17 protein-coding genes are annotated in these 18,703 nt (G+C 43.1%); 16 read left to right on the top strand and 1 reads right to left on the bottom strand.

What is annotated here, in order from left to right; all coding sequences use genetic code 11:
* The first annotated feature begins 34 nt into the window (after positions 1-34).
* The 6 genes from LCL91_RS12825 (at position 35) to LCL91_RS12800 (ending at position 8,351) form a co-directional block, all read left to right on the top strand.
* Positions 35-1,609 carry a glycoside hydrolase family 32 protein gene (locus LCL91_RS12825; protein WP_224882923.1) on the top strand — a complete coding sequence of 525 codons (1,575 nt, stop codon included), beginning with the start codon at positions 35-37 and terminating at the stop codon, positions 1,607-1,609.
* 274 nt (positions 1,610-1,883) lie between these two features.
* The gene (locus LCL91_RS12820) at positions 1,884-3,869 is read left to right on the top strand and encodes a hypothetical protein (RefSeq protein ID WP_224882922.1); all 1,986 of its coding nucleotides are present in this window, start codon (positions 1,884-1,886) and stop codon (positions 3,867-3,869) included.
* A 102-nt stretch (positions 3,870-3,971) separates the two neighbouring features.
* Entirely contained in the window at positions 3,972-4,844 is an 873-nt protein-coding gene (locus tag LCL91_RS12815; protein WP_224882921.1) for an SMP-30/gluconolactonase/LRE family protein, read from the top strand.
* A gap of 72 nt (positions 4,845-4,916) precedes the next feature.
* Positions 4,917-6,917 (top strand): penicillin-binding transpeptidase domain-containing protein, encoded by a 2,001-nt coding sequence (locus LCL91_RS12810; protein ID WP_224882920.1) that lies wholly within the window; start codon positions 4,917-4,919, stop codon positions 6,915-6,917.
* 268 nt (positions 6,918-7,185) lie between these two features.
* Positions 7,186-7,713 carry a DinB family protein gene (locus tag LCL91_RS12805; protein WP_224882919.1) on the top strand — a complete coding sequence of 176 codons (528 nt, stop codon included), beginning with the start codon at positions 7,186-7,188 and terminating at the stop codon, positions 7,711-7,713.
* 80 nt (positions 7,714-7,793) lie between these two features.
* Positions 7,794-8,351, top strand: a complete 558-nt coding sequence (locus LCL91_RS12800) for a GNAT family N-acetyltransferase (protein WP_224882918.1) — start codon at positions 7,794-7,796, stop codon at positions 8,349-8,351.
* Positions 8,352-8,390: 39 nt separating this feature from the next.
* Here LCL91_RS12800 and LCL91_RS12795 read toward each other — a convergent pair whose 3' ends face one another.
* Complete coding sequence (locus tag LCL91_RS12795) at positions 8,391-8,546, bottom strand: Fur-regulated basic protein FbpA (RefSeq protein ID WP_098442528.1); 156 nt, start codon at positions 8,544-8,546, stop codon at positions 8,391-8,393.
* Between the two features lie 136 nt (positions 8,547-8,682).
* Between LCL91_RS12795 and LCL91_RS12790 the strand changes: the two genes are divergently transcribed.
* The 10 genes from LCL91_RS12790 (at position 8,683) to LCL91_RS12745 (ending at position 18,696) form a co-directional block, all read left to right on the top strand.
* Complete coding sequence (locus tag LCL91_RS12790) at positions 8,683-9,429, top strand: alpha/beta hydrolase (RefSeq protein ID WP_224882917.1); 747 nt, start codon at positions 8,683-8,685, stop codon at positions 9,427-9,429.
* Between the two features lie 11 nt (positions 9,430-9,440).
* Positions 9,441-9,938 carry a GNAT family N-acetyltransferase gene (locus LCL91_RS12785; protein WP_224882915.1) on the top strand — a complete coding sequence of 166 codons (498 nt, stop codon included), beginning with the start codon at positions 9,441-9,443 and terminating at the stop codon, positions 9,936-9,938.
* Positions 9,939-10,086: 148 nt separating this feature from the next.
* A complete protein-coding gene (locus LCL91_RS12780) occupies positions 10,087-10,227 on the top strand; it encodes a hypothetical protein (RefSeq protein ID WP_224882913.1) in 141 nt (46 codons plus the stop codon).
* Between the two features lie 162 nt (positions 10,228-10,389).
* On the top strand, positions 10,390-11,814 hold the full coding sequence (locus LCL91_RS12775) for a sodium:solute symporter family protein (RefSeq protein WP_224882911.1): 1,425 nt from the start codon (positions 10,390-10,392) through the stop codon (positions 11,812-11,814).
* Positions 11,798-13,483 carry a sensor histidine kinase gene (locus LCL91_RS12770; RefSeq protein ID WP_224882909.1) on the top strand — a complete coding sequence of 562 codons (1,686 nt, stop codon included), beginning with the start codon at positions 11,798-11,800 and terminating at the stop codon, positions 13,481-13,483. The genes LCL91_RS12775 and LCL91_RS12770 overlap by 17 nt, the downstream gene beginning before the upstream one ends.
* On the top strand, positions 13,484-14,860 hold the full coding sequence (locus tag LCL91_RS12765) for a sigma-54-dependent transcriptional regulator (RefSeq protein WP_224882907.1): 1,377 nt from the start codon (positions 13,484-13,486) through the stop codon (positions 14,858-14,860).
* Between the two features lie 138 nt (positions 14,861-14,998).
* Positions 14,999-16,228 carry an NRAMP family divalent metal transporter gene (locus tag LCL91_RS12760; protein ID WP_425589681.1) on the top strand — a complete coding sequence of 410 codons (1,230 nt, stop codon included), beginning with the start codon at positions 14,999-15,001 and terminating at the stop codon, positions 16,226-16,228.
* A gap of 18 nt (positions 16,229-16,246) precedes the next feature.
* Complete coding sequence (gene pxpB / locus LCL91_RS12755; RefSeq protein ID WP_224882904.1) at positions 16,247-16,993, top strand: 5-oxoprolinase subunit PxpB; 747 nt, start codon at positions 16,247-16,249, stop codon at positions 16,991-16,993.
* On the top strand, positions 16,980-17,753 hold the full coding sequence (locus LCL91_RS12750; RefSeq protein WP_224882901.1) for a LamB/YcsF family protein: 774 nt from the start codon (positions 16,980-16,982) through the stop codon (positions 17,751-17,753). The genes pxpB and LCL91_RS12750 overlap by 14 nt, the downstream gene beginning before the upstream one ends.
* A complete protein-coding gene (locus LCL91_RS12745; protein WP_224882899.1) occupies positions 17,746-18,696 on the top strand; it encodes a biotin-dependent carboxyltransferase family protein in 951 nt (316 codons plus the stop codon). Before LCL91_RS12750 ends, LCL91_RS12745 begins: the two co-directional genes overlap by 8 nt.
* Positions 18,697-18,703 lie beyond the last annotated feature (7 nt).

Below are 18,703 nucleotides of genomic sequence, written 5' to 3'. Positions count from 1 at the left end.
ATGAATCGTTTGATAGACAGGAGAGCTGCATACAATGAGAAAATGGTTGCTAACTTTAGGCGCTATTGTCGTGATCGGCATTCTTATCTTGGTGACCTTTTATGACAAAAATGAAACGTCGGAACAAAAAGAAAAAGAGCTTGAGATACCAAAAGAATACAATCAGTCGCTACGTCCCCAGTTTCACTATACGCCAGAAGAAAATTGGATGAATGATCCTAACGGAATGGTGTACTTTGAAGGGAAGTACCATTTGTTTTATCAGCATAACCCATCAGGAAATGAATTTGGAAACATGGGTTGGGGCCATGCGGTTAGTGAAGACCTTTATCACTGGGAAGAAAAACCGATGGCGCTAGAAGCGGATGATCAGGGAATGATCTTCTCTGGTGGCGCGGTATATGATGAGCATAATACGAGTGGTTTATTTGGAGAAGGGAAATCTGGGCTTGTTGCGTTTTATACGATAGCAGGTGAAGAACAGACGCAGGGTCTTGCGTATAGTGAAGATGGGGGAGAAACGTGGAAAAAGTATCGCGGGAATCCGATACTTCCGAATCCGGGGATCAAAGATTTTCGTGATCCTAAAGTAATCTGGCATGAAGAATCTGAGAAATGGATCATGCTTCTTGCTGCAGGAAATAAAGTCATTTTCTATGGTTCCGATAATTTAATTGACTGGGAGCAGTTAAGTGAATTCGGTGTTGATCAGGGTGCTCAGGGTGGCGTATGGGAAACGCCTGAGCTATTTCAATTACCTTTAGATGGCGATCCTTCTAATCAGAAATGGGTGTTGCAGGTGGATATGAATCCAGGAAGTATTGCTGGCGGATCGGGTGGACAATATTTTATCGGTGATTTCGATGGAAAGGCGTTCACGAGAGAAGGGGCAAAAGATGACATTAACTGGGTTGATTACGGCACCGATTTTTATGCGGCACAAGCTTTCAGCAACCATGAAGGCAATCCCATTTGGCTTGCCTGGATGAGTAACTGGATGTATGCGTCTGATTTACCGACAGATCCATGGAAAGGTGCCATGTCTTTACCACGTGAGGTTTCTTTGAAAGAAGTAAACGGAGAAACGCGTCTTATCCAAGAGCCTGCGGGTGAGATTGAGTCGAATCGTTCTCAGAAGTTAGTGGATTTATCGGATAAAGAAGTGGAAGGTCGAATACCGCTTGATGATTTCAAGGCAGATATGTATGAAGTCGTTGCCGAATTCAAGTTAGCTACGTCAGGTGAATTCGGCTTCCGCGTTCGAAAGGGAGACGAAGAGGAAACGATTGTAGGATATGATTCAAAAAATAATCTTGCATTTATTGATCGACAGAATAGTGGTGATACAAGTTTTCATGAACAGTTTCCTGGTGTGTATCGAGCTCCGCTAGAACCAACGGAAGATGGCAAAGTAAAGCTTCATCTTTTTGTTGACCGCTCTTCTGTTGAGCTGTTTGCGAATGATGGAAAACGTGTCATGACCAATCGAATCTTCCCATCAGAGGATAGTGATGGTTTTGAGATTTATGCGATGAATGGAAAGGTGACGCTTGAATCTCTAGAAGTGTATGAGCTTGATTCATCTTGGAAAACGAGTGAAAAAGAGTAAGAATTTATGTTGAGAGCGGTCATCTGCAATGAAGATGACCGCTCTTTCTTTTAGAAGAACTTTTATTGAGAGAGGATCTTGATATTTCCGCGAATTTCGGAATATATCCGCGATATTTATTTTTATTCCGCGAAAATCATGATAATTCCGCGATATTCTCAATAATTCCGCGAAATGCTCGATAATCGAAAATAAATAGGTCCTTAGATGTGGTTTCCTTTTCCTGGATTGGGGTACAAATAGCTATCTTGTAAATAATGGGGGATGTATGGAAATGGAAACATCATTTTCAAATTCAGAACAGCAAAAGTTTGTCAGGACTCTTCAGTCATTCAAGGAAAACCGCCAGAATCCAGTTGTGTTAGAAGAATTGTTATCAGACGCTGCCGTTCTCATTGACCAGAATAAGCTCGAATCCCTTTATCAACTTGCTGGTGACTATGATAAGGCAGGTATTTTTGAAGGTGGACCATGGGAAGAACCTCGTAAATTACAACCGCCTCTTGTAGGTGGATCGTTTAAAATAGACGGCAACTACTCAATCTTTGAAGTGCTAAGTGAGCTTCGTATGCTTGCCATTGCGAAAAAGGACTATACACATCCAGATGTTTCACGCGAGCAAGCCCGCACTTTTCTAAACAAAGTGATGGCGCTGAATCTCCAACTGATTTTTCCAGCTGAAACGGAGGAAGCAAGAATTAATCAAGGGGAAGAACAAAAGAGAGGCATCCTCCTCTTTCAATTTCTAGCTGAAAAAATGTCGCTCGGATCGCTATCAGCTACGTTTGTTGATGAAATCGACCGATTGACTGCGCAGCGCCCGATTATGGTGAAGCGAATTAAAGAGATGATCGGTTATGCTGAAAATCTCTTATCTTCAGAGGACTTAAGCGTAGAAGGACGCGAAAGCATTCAGCGCTACCTTGATAGCGTGCACGCCCCAACAGAACTGAGCAAGAAATACCCTAACTTTGCTGACTACCATAATCAATTCAATGCGTTATCTGAGATGGAAAAAGAATTAGAAGCGGAGCGATTTGCAGACGTGATGCGTGATACGGGCCTCGTCTCACCGGTTCATGCCAATCTTGCACGTACTCTTGCTGAAGAGGACGCGTCTCATTTACTCGTCTTAACACTTGGGTTGACTGAAAAAGGGGAAGCGAACTTAAATGAGCATTTTTCCTTAGTGAAAGAGTTGGTTTCATTAGCGATCTATCCTGTCACTGCTCAGTCGCTTTACGGACTTGCGCGCATGCTTGAGCGCGGCGTATTATCCTCTCCGCCTGTTATTCCAGGACTGGAGCGTATAGTTGAAATTGAGATGCTCCCTGAAGTCGAAAAGGATTTACTCGCATCACGGGATAATCCAGAGGACATCACACCGGTAGGTATTCTATTATCAGGACTTTTAAGCGTATTGGGGCAACCGCTTGGTATTGGACAGGGAATGAACCCAACCTGTCAATCAGCCCGAGGCATCAGCCTCTGGTCACAGCACGATCCAGGATTTTTGCTAGAGCTTATCGCAAGAGCGTGTCGAGATGGGGAAATTGATATCTCGTTTGAAGGGGCTGAAATTAATTCGTCGCTTATCGCAGGAGGCCTTGCCCCGGATCTTCATAAAGAGCTTGATGCTGTTTCGCTTATTCTCGTTCCGCATCTTGATCGCGTATACGATGAAATGATGAAGCGAAGCGCTCTACGAGGTGAAGATGGTCATAAATTTGTGAATCCGGAATTTTATGGTCAGTGGATTTCTAAGGAGTTTTCATCCGTTATTAATCCGGTAACCGGAGCCGTAACAAACTATGAACAGTTTGCACGACTCTTTTATGCAACGCATCATCCGGATTACAACGAAGGTCATCAGTTGATTTATCCAAATCCGGTCGGGATCTTCGTCACTACCGCGAACGCCGATTTACTCGGTCTTCATGCGATTAGCATCCAGCGTATTGATGCTGATCCATCTGGAGAAACGAGAGTTTACTTTTATAATCCGAATAATGATAGCGGACAGGATTGGGGCCAGGGCATTAAGTCAACGGTCCGAAATCATGGGGAAGAGGAAGGAGAAGCCTCTCTTCCATTTGATCAGTTTTTATCACGTGTGTATGCCTATCATTATAACCCGAATGAAATGGGAGCCGTCGAAACGGTTCCTCAGGAGATCATTGATCGGGTAACGACGCTCGCAAAAGAAAGCTGGGGACAAAAATACCAGTGGACCGATTTAGCTAATCCATTTTTAATTTAAAAAGGCATGGGTTCCCTTCTTATACTATAGAAGGTGGACCCTTTTCTTATTAAGGGTTAAAGTAGAGAGAATAGAAGATTCACTAATCAGGAGGTACAGTTTATGGAAGCAAAACTAGTCATTGATGCACGCGCAATACTCGGGGAGGGACCTTGCTGGGATGATCAGAGTCAGCTTCTTTATTGGGTTGATATTGAAGGAAAGAAGGTTCATGCCTACAACCCGATGACGGCAGGTAATATTGAGATGAAGCAGGAGCAAATGGTTGGAACGATTGCACCACGTAAATCAGGTGGTCTTGTGATGGCGATGGCTGGGGGATTTTACGCTATGAATCTTTCAACTGAGAACGTAGAGGCGATTACCGATCCAGAGAGTCATTTGCCTGATAATCGCTTTAATGATGGAAAATGCGATCCAGCTGGGCGGTTTTGGGCAGGAACAATGCACATGGAAGGGTTAAAAGGGGAAGGCGCGCTTTATTGTCTTGATGAAAACCTTGAAGTGACAAAAAAAATCGATCATGTGAGTACGTCCAATGGACTCGCCTGGTCACCAGATACGCGCTATTTGTATTTTATTGACACGCCGACGAAAAAAGTCGTTCGCTATGACTATGATTTGTCTACAGGTGATATCCGAAATCCTGTTGAAGTGATTACGATTCCTGATGGCGAGGGTATGCCAGATGGTATGACGAGTGATGAAGAAGGAAATCTATGGATCGCTCACTGGGGAGGTTCTAAGGTAACAAGATGGAACCCAGATACTGGTGAAAGACTGCTAGAAGTTAGCGTACCAGCCTTGAATGTGACCTCATGCGTCTTTGGCGGAAAAGAGCGAAATGAGCTCTACATCACCACAGCGCGAACAAATACGAGTGAAGATGAACTGAAGCAGTTCCCGTATGCCGGCGGAGTGTTTCGTGTGAAAACAAATGTAAAAGGAAGTCGCACTTACGCATTCAAAGGATAACCTTTTTCCCTTCCTTCCTGTCTTAAAGTCTTTTATAATTAGAGGAAAATAATAGAAAAAGAGGGGCAGAGTGTGAAACTAAAATCATTTATCGCAATGGGGCTATTTTTACTATTTTTAGCGGGATGTTCGGATCAACCATCAGCGGTTGATGCGTTCGATACATACGTAAAGGACTGGAACAAGCAGGAGTTTAGTAGCATGTATAAGCAATTATCTCCAGCAACAAAAAAATCGATTTCAGAAGATGAATTTGTTGAGCGGTATCAGTCAATCTATGGCGATGTGGAAGTTGAGGATTTAAGCGTTACTTTTAAGAAACCTGAAGAAGAGCCAGAGCCAAATGATAATGGAGAAGTGACGTTTCCGTTTTCAGTGTCGATGCAGACACTAGCAGGGGAAGTTTCGTTTGATAACGAAGCAACGCTTACTTTAACTGAAGGAGAAGATGCTGATTCTTATGGGGTGAATTGGGACCCTTCGTTTATTTTTAAAGAATTAGAAGAAGGTGATCAGGTTGCGATTCGTTCTTCTGTTCCTGTTCGGGGTGAAATTACCGATCGAAATGGTGAGGGGTTAGCCGTTAATGGTACGGTGAAGCAAATTGGAGTGGTGCCGCAAGCTATTGAATCCGATCGAGAAAAGATTGTGAATGAACTTAGTGACGCTTTGAAAATAAGCGTAGAGGATATAGAAAAAGAGCTTAATCAAGGTTGGGTGCAGTCTGATCCCACACAGTTCGTTCCGCTAAAAAGCGTCATGGAAACAGAGGAAGGGCTTATTGCTGATGCAGGTGAAATTACCGGCGTTCAGATTAATAATACGAAAGAAAGGATTTATCCTTTTGGTGAAAGTGCCGCTCACTTGACGGGTTATATTCGACAAATGCAGAAAGAAGACCTTGAGAAGTATGCAGGAAAAGGGTATTCCAGCTATGAGAGCATTGGAAAAGCTGGCCTTGAGCAAGTGTATGAAGACGAGCTTCATGGTGTAACAGGCTGGTCCATTGAAGTAAAGGGCGCAGATCCTGAGAAAGTGATTGCCAGTAAGGAAAAGGTTGATGGCGAGAACATTCAAGTTACGATCGATGGCACTGTCCAACAGAAGTTGTTTGAAGAGCTTGGAAAAGATCCGGGAACTGCAGTAGCGCTCCATCCAACAACAGGTGAGACGCTTGCATTAACAAGCTCCCCTGCCTATAATCCAAATGATTTTACGCTTGGGTTTGACGAAGGGGAATATGCGAAGTTGGCTGATAATGAAAACCGTCCATTCTCAGCGAAGTTCAATAAAACGTATTCTCCAGGATCGACGATTAAGCCACTTACTGCTTCAATCGCGCTTCGGGATGGTGATTTAGATCCGAATGCCGTTGAGAAAATTGATGGTTTGACGTGGCGGCCAGACTCAAGCTGGGGTGGATATAAAGTGACGCGCGTGAAGCCGGCTGATCCGGAAGTAAACCTTGCAGAAGCGCTCATGCATTCGGACAATATTTATTTTGCACGAAAAGCCCTAGAGCTTGGTGCAGATAAGTTCAAAAAAGGATTGGAATCGTTCCAGATTGGTCAGGAAGTCAAGTTTCCTTTTCCAACCGAAGACTCGTCGATCTCAAACGATGGGCTCGGTGATAATGACATTCTTTTAGCTGACTCTGCCTATGGACAGGGAGAGCTACAGATTTCCCCTTATCAGCTTGCTATGACGTATACAACCTTTGCGAACGATGGCGTGATGTTAAAGCCGACGCTTCGTGTGGGAGAGGAACAGTCAGCCGAGGAGTATGAAGTGATCTCACCTGAAATTGCCTCAATTGTGAGCGATGATCTTAGGAAGGTAGTATCGGATCCTGAGGGTACCGCTTATGAGCCAGTGGTAAAAGGCATTTCGCTTGCTGGTAAGACAGGAACGGCCGAGTTAAAGGCGGCAGGCGAAGAAGAAGGCCCAGAAAATGGACTTTTTGTCGCATATAACACGGATAAGAAGGACTTATTGATCGCAATGATGGTTGAAGGCGCCTCAAGTCACGATATTACAGGCAAAGTGAAAGACGTTTTCGTGGAAGTGCAGTAATTTCTTTGGCTGCTGTGGTGGCGGGAGGACGGCTGTTCGACGTTTATTGTCCAAATTTCGGATATATTGGCCAAACTGCGTTTTTATTGTCCAACATTCAATTATATTGTCCAAAAGCAGATTTTATTGGCCAAACATACAAAAGCCCTCGATTTTAGCATAGAATCGAGGGCTTTTTCTGGAAAAGTAAGGAACTAAAGAGGGATTTAAGACTCTCCTATGGAAAGTAGTAAGAATAAGCTAGATTTGATCAAAAGGAGGATGTCGAATGATGCCATATCATGACCTTTGTATGATTGATCGTAAGAAAGGCTTTACGCCTGAGGTTGGTAGGTTAGTGTCGATGATGGATTATGCCAGACACACTACAGAAGAGGCAATCAGAGGGTTAGCGGTTGATCAACTCGATTTTCACATGGATGACAAGAGTAATTCCATTGGGATGCTCCTTCATCATATGTCTTCAATCGAAAGAGCCTTTCAAATCATGACGTTTCAAGAGCGGGAATTAAATGATGCGGAATGGGAGGAACTTGAAACAGGCATTGAGCTTGGGGATAAAGCGAGGACAGTAATTCAAGGGCGTGACCTTGATTATTATTGGAGTGAGCTTAGTCTTGTTCGTGCGAAAACGCTTGAAGAATTAAGAGAAAAAGACGACACTTGGCTAGAAAAAGTAACGCCTTTTGGCTGGGATGAAAAGGCGAATCATTATTTCAAATGGTTCCATGTTATGGAGGATGAAATTAGCCATCGTGGCCAAATCCTTATGATAAAAAGAAGACTAACGATTTAGAGAAAAAACAAGGTACATAACGGAAAACGGATGACAAGATGAGACAAAGTCTTAAGGTGAAAAAAGAGGAGAATAGAAACATGTTTACCTATCAACTTAACGAGGATCTTTATTTACGTATGTATACAATTAACGATGCAGAAGCGCTTTATCACTTGATCGATGAATCAAGAGATCACTTAAAAAAGTGGCTCGCATGGGTCGATTACAATACGGATGTTGAGGCTTCACGGGATTTTATCCAACGTACGTTAAAAGGTGTTAGTGAAACAGGAGGATATCCGAAAACGCTTGGCATGTTTTATAAAGGTGAGCTTGCAGGAACCGTGGGATTTAATGAAGTGAATCAAACCCATCAATACGCTACGATTGGCTACTGGCTAAGTGAGAAATTTCAGCGGAAGGGGATTGTCACTGAGGCGTGCCGGGGAATGATTCATTTAGGATTTAAGGAAATGGGGTTAAATCGAATAGAGATCCGTGCGGCGTCTGCCAATAAGAAAAGCCGTGCCATTCCTGAACGACTTGGTTTTACGAAAGAAGGTGTGCTTAGACAGGTGGAAATTGTAAACGGAGAATTCTATGATCACGTTGTCTACAGTATGCTGGCGAGTGATTGGTTGGAAAAGGATAGCTAGGTGCACAAAAAACATCTCCAGCGGCATCCTCTGGAGATGTTATGGTAGCTCGACCATATGAACGAGTCGTTCTAATTCTTCCATTGTGCATTCATAAAGCTGTTTGTCCTTTAATTTATATACACCGCGATCGAGTAAACGTTGAATGAATGACTGTTTTTGTTGGGGATCATGTTGTTTCATTAAATGTGACACGTTTCATTCCTCCTGTTAAGTATATCCAGGTAATATGTTCCACTGTATGGTCCAGTTCAAACCTTAATTCGCACATTTCTTAAAAGGAATGAAGCGCTTTCGTGACGAATAACGATAACCATTAGGAGGGATTTAGATGGGGAATTACGAGATTCAACAAGGAGCAGAACCATTTTATTTTAAAGGAAACAAAATAGGCGTTTTGGTTCTTCATGGTTTTACAGGTTCAACGCAAAGCATGCGTTATCTAGGAGAGCAACTAGCTTCGGAAGGTTACACGGTATGTGGCCCAAGATTAAAAGGGCACGGCACACATTATGAGGATATGGAACAGAGTACATATGAAGAGTGGATCGAGTCCGTTGAAGAGGGCTACCAATGGTTGAATGAACGGTGTGATACGCTTTTCATCACTGGGTTATCAATGGGCGGTACGCTAACGCTTTATTTAGCTAGCAAACACCCAGAAGTAAAAGGGATTATGCCGATTAATGCAGCAATTGATTTACCTGACCTCGAACAAATGAGAGGAAAAACAGAGCCGCGCTTCCTTGATGCCATTGGTTCAGATATTAAAGCGGAAGGCGTTGAAGAGCTGGCTTATGAGAAAACGCCAACGAAGTCGATTCAAGAGATTTTGAAGTTAGTAGAGATAACAAGAAAGGATCTTTCAAATATTAAGATGCCAGCGTTAATCTTTAAATCAATCGAGGATCACGTTGTACCGCCAGAAAATTCAACTACTATTTATGAAGAAATTGCTTCAACGAATAAAGAAGTGATTGAGTTGGATGACAGCTATCACGTGGCAACGCTTGATCATGATAAAGCATTCATTGCAGAAAAGTGTAAAGCATTTATGAAAGAGTTGTTGAAAGTTTAGGAGGTTTTGACATGGAAGTAAGACAGCTAACAGCAAATGATGCAGATGCTTATTGGGAGCTTCGGTTAGAGGCATTAAAGAAAAATCCGGAGGCGTTCGCGTCAAGTTACGAAGAGGCGATTCTAAAGGATGACCCGATTAAAAGCACAGCGAGAAACATGGAATCTGGCGCTACTTTCGGCGCTTTTGATAACGAGACGTTAATTGGTGTGATGACATTTGTGAGAGGGTCTGGGATTAAAGTGCGGCATAAAGCGGATTTGTTTGCTGTCTACGTTACACCGGGATATCGTGGCAAAGGAGCAGGCAGAGCGCTGTTATCACGCGTTATTGAATATGCAAAGAACCAGGATGCGCTGCTTAAATTAAGTGTATCTGTCGTATCAACGAATGAACGTGCGAAGCACCTGTACAAGAGCTATGGGTTTAAAACCGTCTATATTGAAGAGAAGGCCCTTTATGTTCAAGGACGGTTTCTGAACGAAGAGCATATGGTTCAATATTTCTAATCAAAAGCAGACGTCTACGAGGCGTCTGCTTTTTGATTGATCAATCCAGAAGCTAACGTGTTGAGAAAGTATCGTTATACAGGGCAACGCTGTAAGGAAATAGCTCTGCAGTCATAATTCCTTCTCGTACGGCAGGATCACTTGTAGAATGGAGAAAGAACAGATACAAACCGTACTGAGAGATGAAATTGCGTTAAGATTCTCGACGGTTTTAGAACACGCAGGCGTATTTAAACGAGATGAAGCGGGACAAAAGGCGTTCCGACGCTTTTTGAAACGAATGAACTAAAGAATAAAGTCGCTCCCCGATCTAAGGGGAGCGACTTTATTATGTTATGGTAGAAACGTGGCTATATAGGCGATTCTGGTTCAGATGCGTGATTTTGTATATAATGAAACCTGATACGAGAAATGATTTCGTGACTTACAGGAAAATGGGAGGGGAGACGAATTGGATGAACTACTATATTTAAGCGTTTTCCTCATTTACACCATTGCCATTCTTATTCTAGGAAAGCATGGTTTTGATAAAACGGATGAATTGAAGGGATATTTTCTAGCAGGAAGAAATCTTCCTTTGTTTCCAAGTGTGGCTTCTTTCTGTGCAACCTGGTTTAGTGCAGCCTCTTTACTTGGATTGCCGGGATTAATTTATGAGGGTGGGGTCTCCGTTATTTGGACGACGGCCATTGCCTGGTTACTTGGACTTATAGGTTTGTTTTTTCTTGCTTCTAAACTTTATACATATAACGTGGTCACCGTTCCGGAATTTTTTCTCGTGCGCTATGATTCAAAGCTTCTTCAAATTTGGGTCGGCATCATTCTGAGTGTGAGCTACCTTCTCTATGTTGTGATTCAAATTCGAGGGTTCGGGATTGTTGTTAGCCAGATGCTTGAAATTCCTTATACGGTTAGTGTGTTTTTAATTTATCTTTTCGTTCTCTATACGACGTTTGGTGGTCTTCACTCTGTAGCACGAACCGATATTTTTCACTTTTGCTTAATTTTCTTTGGAACTATTCTAGGTGCCGTTTTTATTGTTGGAGAAATTGGCGGGTTTGGAGAAATCACGAGTGGTCTTTCAGCTTTAGACCGAAATGGATCCACATCTTATTTGGCGCTGTTTCCTGAAGGTGGCTTATCTTTTTGGGCGTTGTTAAGTGCATTCTTTTCGCTCGGACTTGGCGTTGCGGCGAACCCGCAATACGCGGTTCGTATTCTTTCCGCGCGCTCGAAACAGGTTGCGCTAAAAATGGTTGGCACCAGTACTGTTTTTCTTGTCCTCATCTATTTTTCTATTTTTGTGATTGGAATTGGGTCACGTGTGCTTGACCCTAGCGTTCCATTCAGGAGTACGGATGAAATCTATCCGTTCATTATTGCTTACCTACTCGAAACACCGTTAAAAGGCGTGCTGTTAATTAGCGTAGTCGCAGCTGCCATTTCAACAGCAAATTCACAGCTGTTGATCATGGCGACGAGCTTTGTCTATGATATCACGCTCCCTATACAGAAAAAGGATGCCGTTGATCTCAAAGTGATTTCCTGGACGCGATGGATGATTTTTATCTTTGCGACCTTTTCTCTTGTCATTGCTTTTACACCACCGCAGGGAATAGTCCAATTTAGTGGCCACATATGGGGGATTATTGCGGTGTCCTTGTTCTTTCCGCTATATGGAGGACTTTATACGAACGTCCGTCATCGTCATGCACTTCTTTCTACTTTTGGAGGAGTGATCACGTATGTACTGGCTTTTCTTCTTATTCCGAATGAGCTGCAGCCAGTTTTTCACCCCGTTCTCCCTTCGCTTCTGGTAGCAGGCATTCTTTTCTTTCTAAATGGAAGGGGGCGATCAGATGCGTCACTCCATTGAACGAAAAATATTAGTGCCTTTCTTAATTATTGTACTCGTGCCGATTTTTATTATAGGTGCCGTTTCCATGTGGTCAAGTTATCAGTCAGAAAAGCAGTTAAAGCAGGCGACGGCTCAAGAACACTTAACGAGTCTTGGTCGGTATGCGGCGAAGCTTGATGATCGTGTGAAAAGTGGAGATATGGTCGAAGAAGAAGCCAAATCGCTGATCAAGATCATGATCGATGAAACGAACGGTTTGTACGTGGAAGAAGCAGATGGCACTCTTTCATCTGAAGGAGAAGTTGTTCAATCAAGTGAACTTGATTGGTACAATGGCGAAGCGAAAACGAGCTTTTTTACCGAAAACACAGTACTCACAGAACAAATCGAGCAGTGGAATTGGACGCTTTACCAGCCAATGTCCTTTTCCTTTTATTCAGGTTCACTTCCTAATATTCAAAAATACACCCTTCTCATCAGCATTTTTACTGGTGTAATTGCCGTTCAAATTACGATTATTCTTGCTTATCATCTTTCAAAGCCAATTAAGAATTTAGCTGCTTTCTGTAAGCGAATCGCGCTAGGCGAGAGAACAAAAGGCATGGAGATGAACGATAACCGAAAAGATGAGATCGGGGTTTTGTCATCGTCGTTGAAGGATATGGTTGAAACGCTTGATGAACGGAACGCTCAAATCGATAAAATTAAGAAGTTGAATGAAACAATTTTAAATAGCGTTCATGTTGGCATGGTGCTTGTGATTGAAGGCGCTGATTCTGTTTATAATGAAGCGGCTCAGACGATGATGAACGAAGATCCGCTATTAAAGGAACGACTTGGTAAGCTAACGATTCATGAAACGAAAAGAAGAAGTGAGGAAATTTGGGATCATAAGCGGAAGGAAGAGAAAGTTTTTTATGCGGTGAGCTATAAAGTACTCGGAACGTCAGAAAAGCAGCGTTCCATTATTACTTTTGAAGATATCACGCATCGACGAAAATTAGAGCAGCGCGTGGAAAGAATGTCGCGTCTGGCCTCATTAGGTGAGATGGCTTCAGGTATTGCCCATGAAATTAGAAACCCACTCGCAGGAATTAAAACAACGACGGAATTATTAACACGCAGGCTTGAGCTAACAAAGGATCAGCTTACATTAACAGAAAATATGCTGCTGGACATTGATCGTGTGAATAAGATCATCACCAATATTCTACAGTTTTCAAGGCCAATGGAAACAAATCCTTCTTTGTTAAAAGTTGACGATACTCTAAACTCACTTGTCTTGCTCATGAAAACGATCGCGAATGAAAAAAATGTGGTCCTTCATCATTTCGAAAACGATACAGAAGTTTACGTGGATCGTGATCACCTCCGGCAGATTCTATTAAATCTTATCCTAAATGGGATAAACGCGATGCCAGAGGGCGGAGAACTGATTCTGTCAAGTTTTCAACGAGAAAGTGACGTAACGATTATGATAGCTGACACGGGTGTTGGAATGGAGGATACGGTCATGGAGAAAATTTTTGATCCGTTTTATACAACGCGTGCAGAAGGAACGGGCCTTGGGCTATCAATCGTTCATCAGTTAGTCGTTCAAAACAATGGGGAAATTGATGTAAAGAGTATCCTTGGAAAAGGGACGGAGTTTTCGATCACATTTCCAACAGGAAGGGAGGAGAAATAAGTGGCTGTCAAAGTAGGCATTATTGATGATGAAACAACGCTTCGTCTCACGCTACAAATGTTTCTAGAAGATGAAGGATACGATGTGAGGGCAGCAGCAACGCTTGAAGAAGGGTGGCGCATGCTCGATGAATTTAGTCCCCACGTGCTTTTATTAGATATTCGCTTACCTGATGGAAACGGGCTAGACTCGCTACATGAATTTAGAGAACGCTATCCAGAAATGGCTGTGATGATGTTAACGGCGTATGGTGATGCAAAAACAGCCGTGCGCTCGATTAAAGAAGGTGCCTTTGATTATTTAACAAAGCCTTTTGAGTTAGAAGAGCTGAAAATCACGCTTCAGAAATGGATTAAACAGCACCATCTCGAGAAGGAAGTCGAACGCTATCGAGAGGAAGAGCGACGAACGAAACTTGTTCAAATGATCGGTGAAAGTAAGCAAATGCACGAGTTAAAAGATAAAATTTCCTTAATCTCTGAAAGTAATGATACGACGGTTTTAGTTCGAGGGGAGACAGGTACCGGGAAAGAGCTTGTTGCAAGAAGCATCCATCAGCAAAGTAAGCGTCATGAAGGGCCGTTTGTTGCGGTGAATTGTGCCAGCATTCCAGCGGACTTAATTGAAATTGAGCTTTTCGGTCGAGAAAAAAATAGCGTGACAGAACAAGTGAATCCGAAAGTTGGCTTAATGGAGTGGGCCGATGGAGGGACGTTGTTTCTTGATGAAATTGGAGACCTTTCACTCGACATCCAAGTGAAGCTTCTTCGTTTTCTTGAAGATAAAAAAATTAAGCGAATTGGCAGCGTTCATGATATTGATATTGATGTACGGGTTATTGCCGCCACAAATCGATCGCTCGAGGAAATGATTCAAGAGAAGACGTTTCGATCCGATCTCTACTATCGTTTGAACGTCGTCCCAGTAAAGTTAACGCCTTTGCGCGAGCGAGGCGATGATATTGTGATGCTAACGGAACATTTTCTCTATGAGTTTTGTCAGCAAATGAGAAAGGAAAAACCGGTATTACGAGGTGATGCAAAAAAGCGTTTGGTGAGCTACGATTGGCCTGGTAATGTCAGGGAACTGAAAAATACAATTGAACGAATCGCGATTCTTCACCAGGAGAAAGAGCTTGCGGCCTATCACTTTGATTTTCTAAACCCGGTTGAAGGATATGTAGAGGGTTCTAAATCAGTTGACGACGTCGTCTTTGATGATCGCTTTTCATTAGAGGACCATATTGAAGCGATCGAAAAGAAATATATCGAGAAAGCCATTCAAGATGCGAGGTGGAATATCACGCAGGCGAGTAAGTTATTAGGGATAAGCCGCTATGCCCTTCAGCGCAGAATTGATAAATATGATATTACATGAGCGAAATCGCCCGAAATGGGCGGTTTTTTTGTGCGGAATCTTATAAAATTATCTGAAAATTACGTGATATCGTAGAGGTAAGAGAAAAACGCATCGATTCAAGCAAAGAATGAATCATATAGAAAAAGGGGGAATTTGATGGGTATTGAAAAACAAAAGCCAACAGAGTTAGAAGGCGGCCCAACGAAAAGCAAGTGGGGCGTTATCCTCGGTGCAGCTTTCTTAATGGGCTCATCCGCTATCGGACCAGGCTTTTTAACACAAACGGCTGTCTTTACTGAACAGCTACTCGCAAGCTTCGGATTTGTTATTTTAATGTCAATTATTTTAGATATTGGGGTACAAGCGAATATCTGGCGTATTATTGCCGTCTCTAAGCGAAAAGGACAGGACATCGCGAACATGGTTGTCCCTGGTCTTGGATACTTTCTCGCGTTCGCAATAGCACTTGGCGGACTAGCTTTTAACATTGGGAATGTCGGTGGGGCTGGGCTTGGTATGAACGTGCTCTTCGGCATTGATCCACGGATAGGTGCAGTGATTACGGGCGTTATTACAATTGGGATTTTCCTTTCAAAAGAAGCCGGAGTAGCGATGGATAAAATCGCACGAATCCTTGGTGGGATCATGATTCTTCTTACATTGTACGTTGCTTTTCAAAGTAATCCACCAGTTGGAGATGCGATTGTTCATACATTCGCACCAGATAAAATCGATGTCTTTGCAATCATTACTCTAGTAGGTGGAACAGTAGGTGGCTATATTACATTTGCTGGTGGGCACCGCTTACTTGATGCGGGTATTTCGGGGAAAGAAAATTTACATCAGGTAACGAAAAGCTCGGTTTCCGGCATTCTCATTGCGTCGATCATGCGCGTGTTTTTATTCCTAGCGGTATTAGGTGTTGTCGCCACAGGGTTTAAACTAGACCCAGCCAACCCACCAGCATCTGTTTTCCAACAAGCAGCTGGAGCTGTCGGCTATAAAATGTTTGGTGTTGTTCTTTGGGCAGCAGGGATTACGTCAGTCGTTGGCGCGGCATATACATCTGTTTCGTTCCTAAGAACGTTATCCAAAAAAGTGGATCGTCATCACTCAGGTGTAACGATCGGTTTTATAGCCGTATCAACCATCATTTTCGCGTTTATCGGTAAACCGGTTCTGTTACTGATCCTTGCCGGAGCTTTTAATGGATTGATTTTGCCCGTTGCTCTTGGAACGCTTCTTGTAGCGGCGTATAAGAAATCCATTGTCGGAGACTACAAACACCCACTATGGCTCACGATCTTTGGCGGGTTTGTCTTCCTTATTACTGCCTATCTAGCCATCGTGACGCTAATTGATAAAGTGCCACAGCTTTTTTCTTAATTGTTAGGAGGAACATGTGTGAAACTTGATTATTACCCTCTTGGGGATACAGGTATTCAGCTTGTATTTGGGACCGAGATTTCAGAAGAAACGAATCGAAGAATTAGAATGTTTGCCGATGAGTTAGCGCAACATCCGATTGACGGTGTTGTGGAATGGGTACCAGCGTATACCACGTTAACCATTTATTATCTTCCGAATAAAATTTCTTTCAACGCATTAAAACAAAAGCTAGAAGAGTTAGACGAACAACAACATGGAAGAGAAGCAGAATCTGCTTCTCTTGTTTATATCATCCCAACCTATTATGGGGATGAAGTAGGATCCGATTTAGAGTTTGTAGCGGAGCATAATGGATTGAGTAAAGAAGAAGTGATCTCAATTCACGCAAATAAAGATTACCTCATTTACATGATGGGCTTTGTTCCCGGGTTTCCTTATTTAGGAGGGATGTCAGAAGAAATCGCAACGCCAAGACGTGAAAATCCACGTGCTGAGATAGAGCCTGGATCTGTTGGTATTGCTGGAGCTCAAACGGGGGTTTATCCGTTAGAATCACCAGGTGGCTGGCAGCTTATTGGGCAAACCCCTGTGAAACTATATGACCCAACAGGAGAGCGACCGATTTTGCTCGAGTCAGGTCATTATTTGCGGTTTGTTCCGATTAGTAAAGAAGAGTTTTTAAACATAAAAGAATCAATCAAACGTGGAGAGTATAAAGTCGAAACCGAAGAAAAGAAGGTGAGTGTTCATGAAGTCGGTTGATTTAAATAGCGACTTAGGAGAAAGCTTTGGAGCTTACAAGATTGGAAATGATGAGAATGTACTCGAGTTTATTTCATCAGCGAACATTGCCTGCGGTTATCATGCAGGCGACCACAATGTCATGATGAAGACAGTGGCACTAGCGAAAGAGCTTGGCGTTAGCATTGGTGCACATCCGGGATTTCCTGACCTCGGAGGATTCGGCAGGCGTGAGATGAAGCTATCTTCTAATGAGGTGTTCAACCTTGTTGCTTATCAGATTGGAGCGATCCAAGGTATTGCGAATGTTCACCAAACAAAAGTTCATCACGTGAAACCGCACGGAGCTCTTTATAATCTGGCAGCAAAAGATCCAGCCATTGCAAAAGCGATTGCAAACGCTGTCTACGCGGTGGATTCAGAGTTAATTTTATATGGTTTAGCAGGGAGTGAATTGATTAAGGCAGGACGAGAGCGTGGACTAACGGTTGCACAGGAAGTTTTCGCAGATCGCACATATCAGCCTGACGGTACCCTAACCCCACGCTCAGAACCGAACGCCATGATTCACAATGCCGATCAAGCGGTTGATCGTGTCATTCGCATGATCAATGAGCAGCAGGTAAAAACCGTAAATGGAGAAGACGTTGCCATTCAAGCCGATACGATTTGCGTACATGGAGATGAGCCTGAAGCCCTGAAGTTTGTCCAACAGTTAAGGGAGCGCCTTATGAATGAGGGTATTCGTATTCAACGGGTTGGAGTGAACGCCAATGTCTAAACCAATTTTTAAAGTTCGAAAATCTGGGTTGCTTTCGACAATCCAGGATAGTGGAAGAAAAGGGTACCAACAATACGGAATTGTCGTATCAGGTGCAATGGATCCTTTTTCAATGAATGTGGCGAATTTCCTCGTAGGTAACAAAGGAAATGAAGCCGTACTTGAAATAACTGTTATGGGGCCAGCCTTCAAGGTTCTTGATGATGCTGTCATTGCCATTTGCGGTGGCAATCTTTCACCAAAAGTGAACGGAGAAAAAGCACCGATGTGGAAAAGTTTCACTCTAAAGAAAGGCGATCGACTAGAGTTTGGTCAGCCTCTCTCTGGTGCTCGTTCGTATATTAGTCTAGCGGGTGGTTATGATGTACCCCTTGTGATGGGAAGTAAGTCGACGTATTTGAAAGCAGGAATTGGTGGGGTCGAAGGACGAGCGCTTGAAAAAGGCGATGTGCTTCATACGTCAGGAAAAATAGACGGAATCAGTGGGCGAGCCCTGCATCCAGACGAAATACCAGTCTATGAAAAAGAATTAACGATCCGTGTCGTACTTGGACCACACGAGCATGCATTTACGGAGGAGGGGATTCAAACATTCCTTTCAACTCCATATGAGGTAACGCCTCAGTCCGATCGAATGGGCTTTCGCTTAAAAGGGGAGAAGGTGGAGCACGCAACGTCTGCTGATATTATTTCAGAAGCGATTCCGCTTGGCGGGATTCAGGTTCCGGCGAATGGCGATCCGATTATTTTGATGTCAGACCGGCAAACAACAGGCGGTTATACGCGCATTGCCACGGTGATTTCAAGCGATATTCCATACTTAGCGCAAGCGATGCCAGGCTGTACGATCCACTTTCGTGAAGTAACCGTGGAACAAGCACAGGAAGTGTTTGAAACGAATGATCGTTTTCTTCGAACGTTAGAAAAAGTATCTGTGAGATAAAGGGAGG

It is taken from the genome of Guptibacillus hwajinpoensis (assembly GCF_020171785.1).
In the GTDB taxonomy this organism is placed as follows: Bacteria; Bacillota; Bacilli; order Bacillales; family Guptibacillaceae; genus Guptibacillus; species Guptibacillus sedimenti.
The sequence above is the reverse complement of the archived record's forward strand: the minus strand, read 5'-3'. Positions and strand labels throughout refer to the sequence as shown.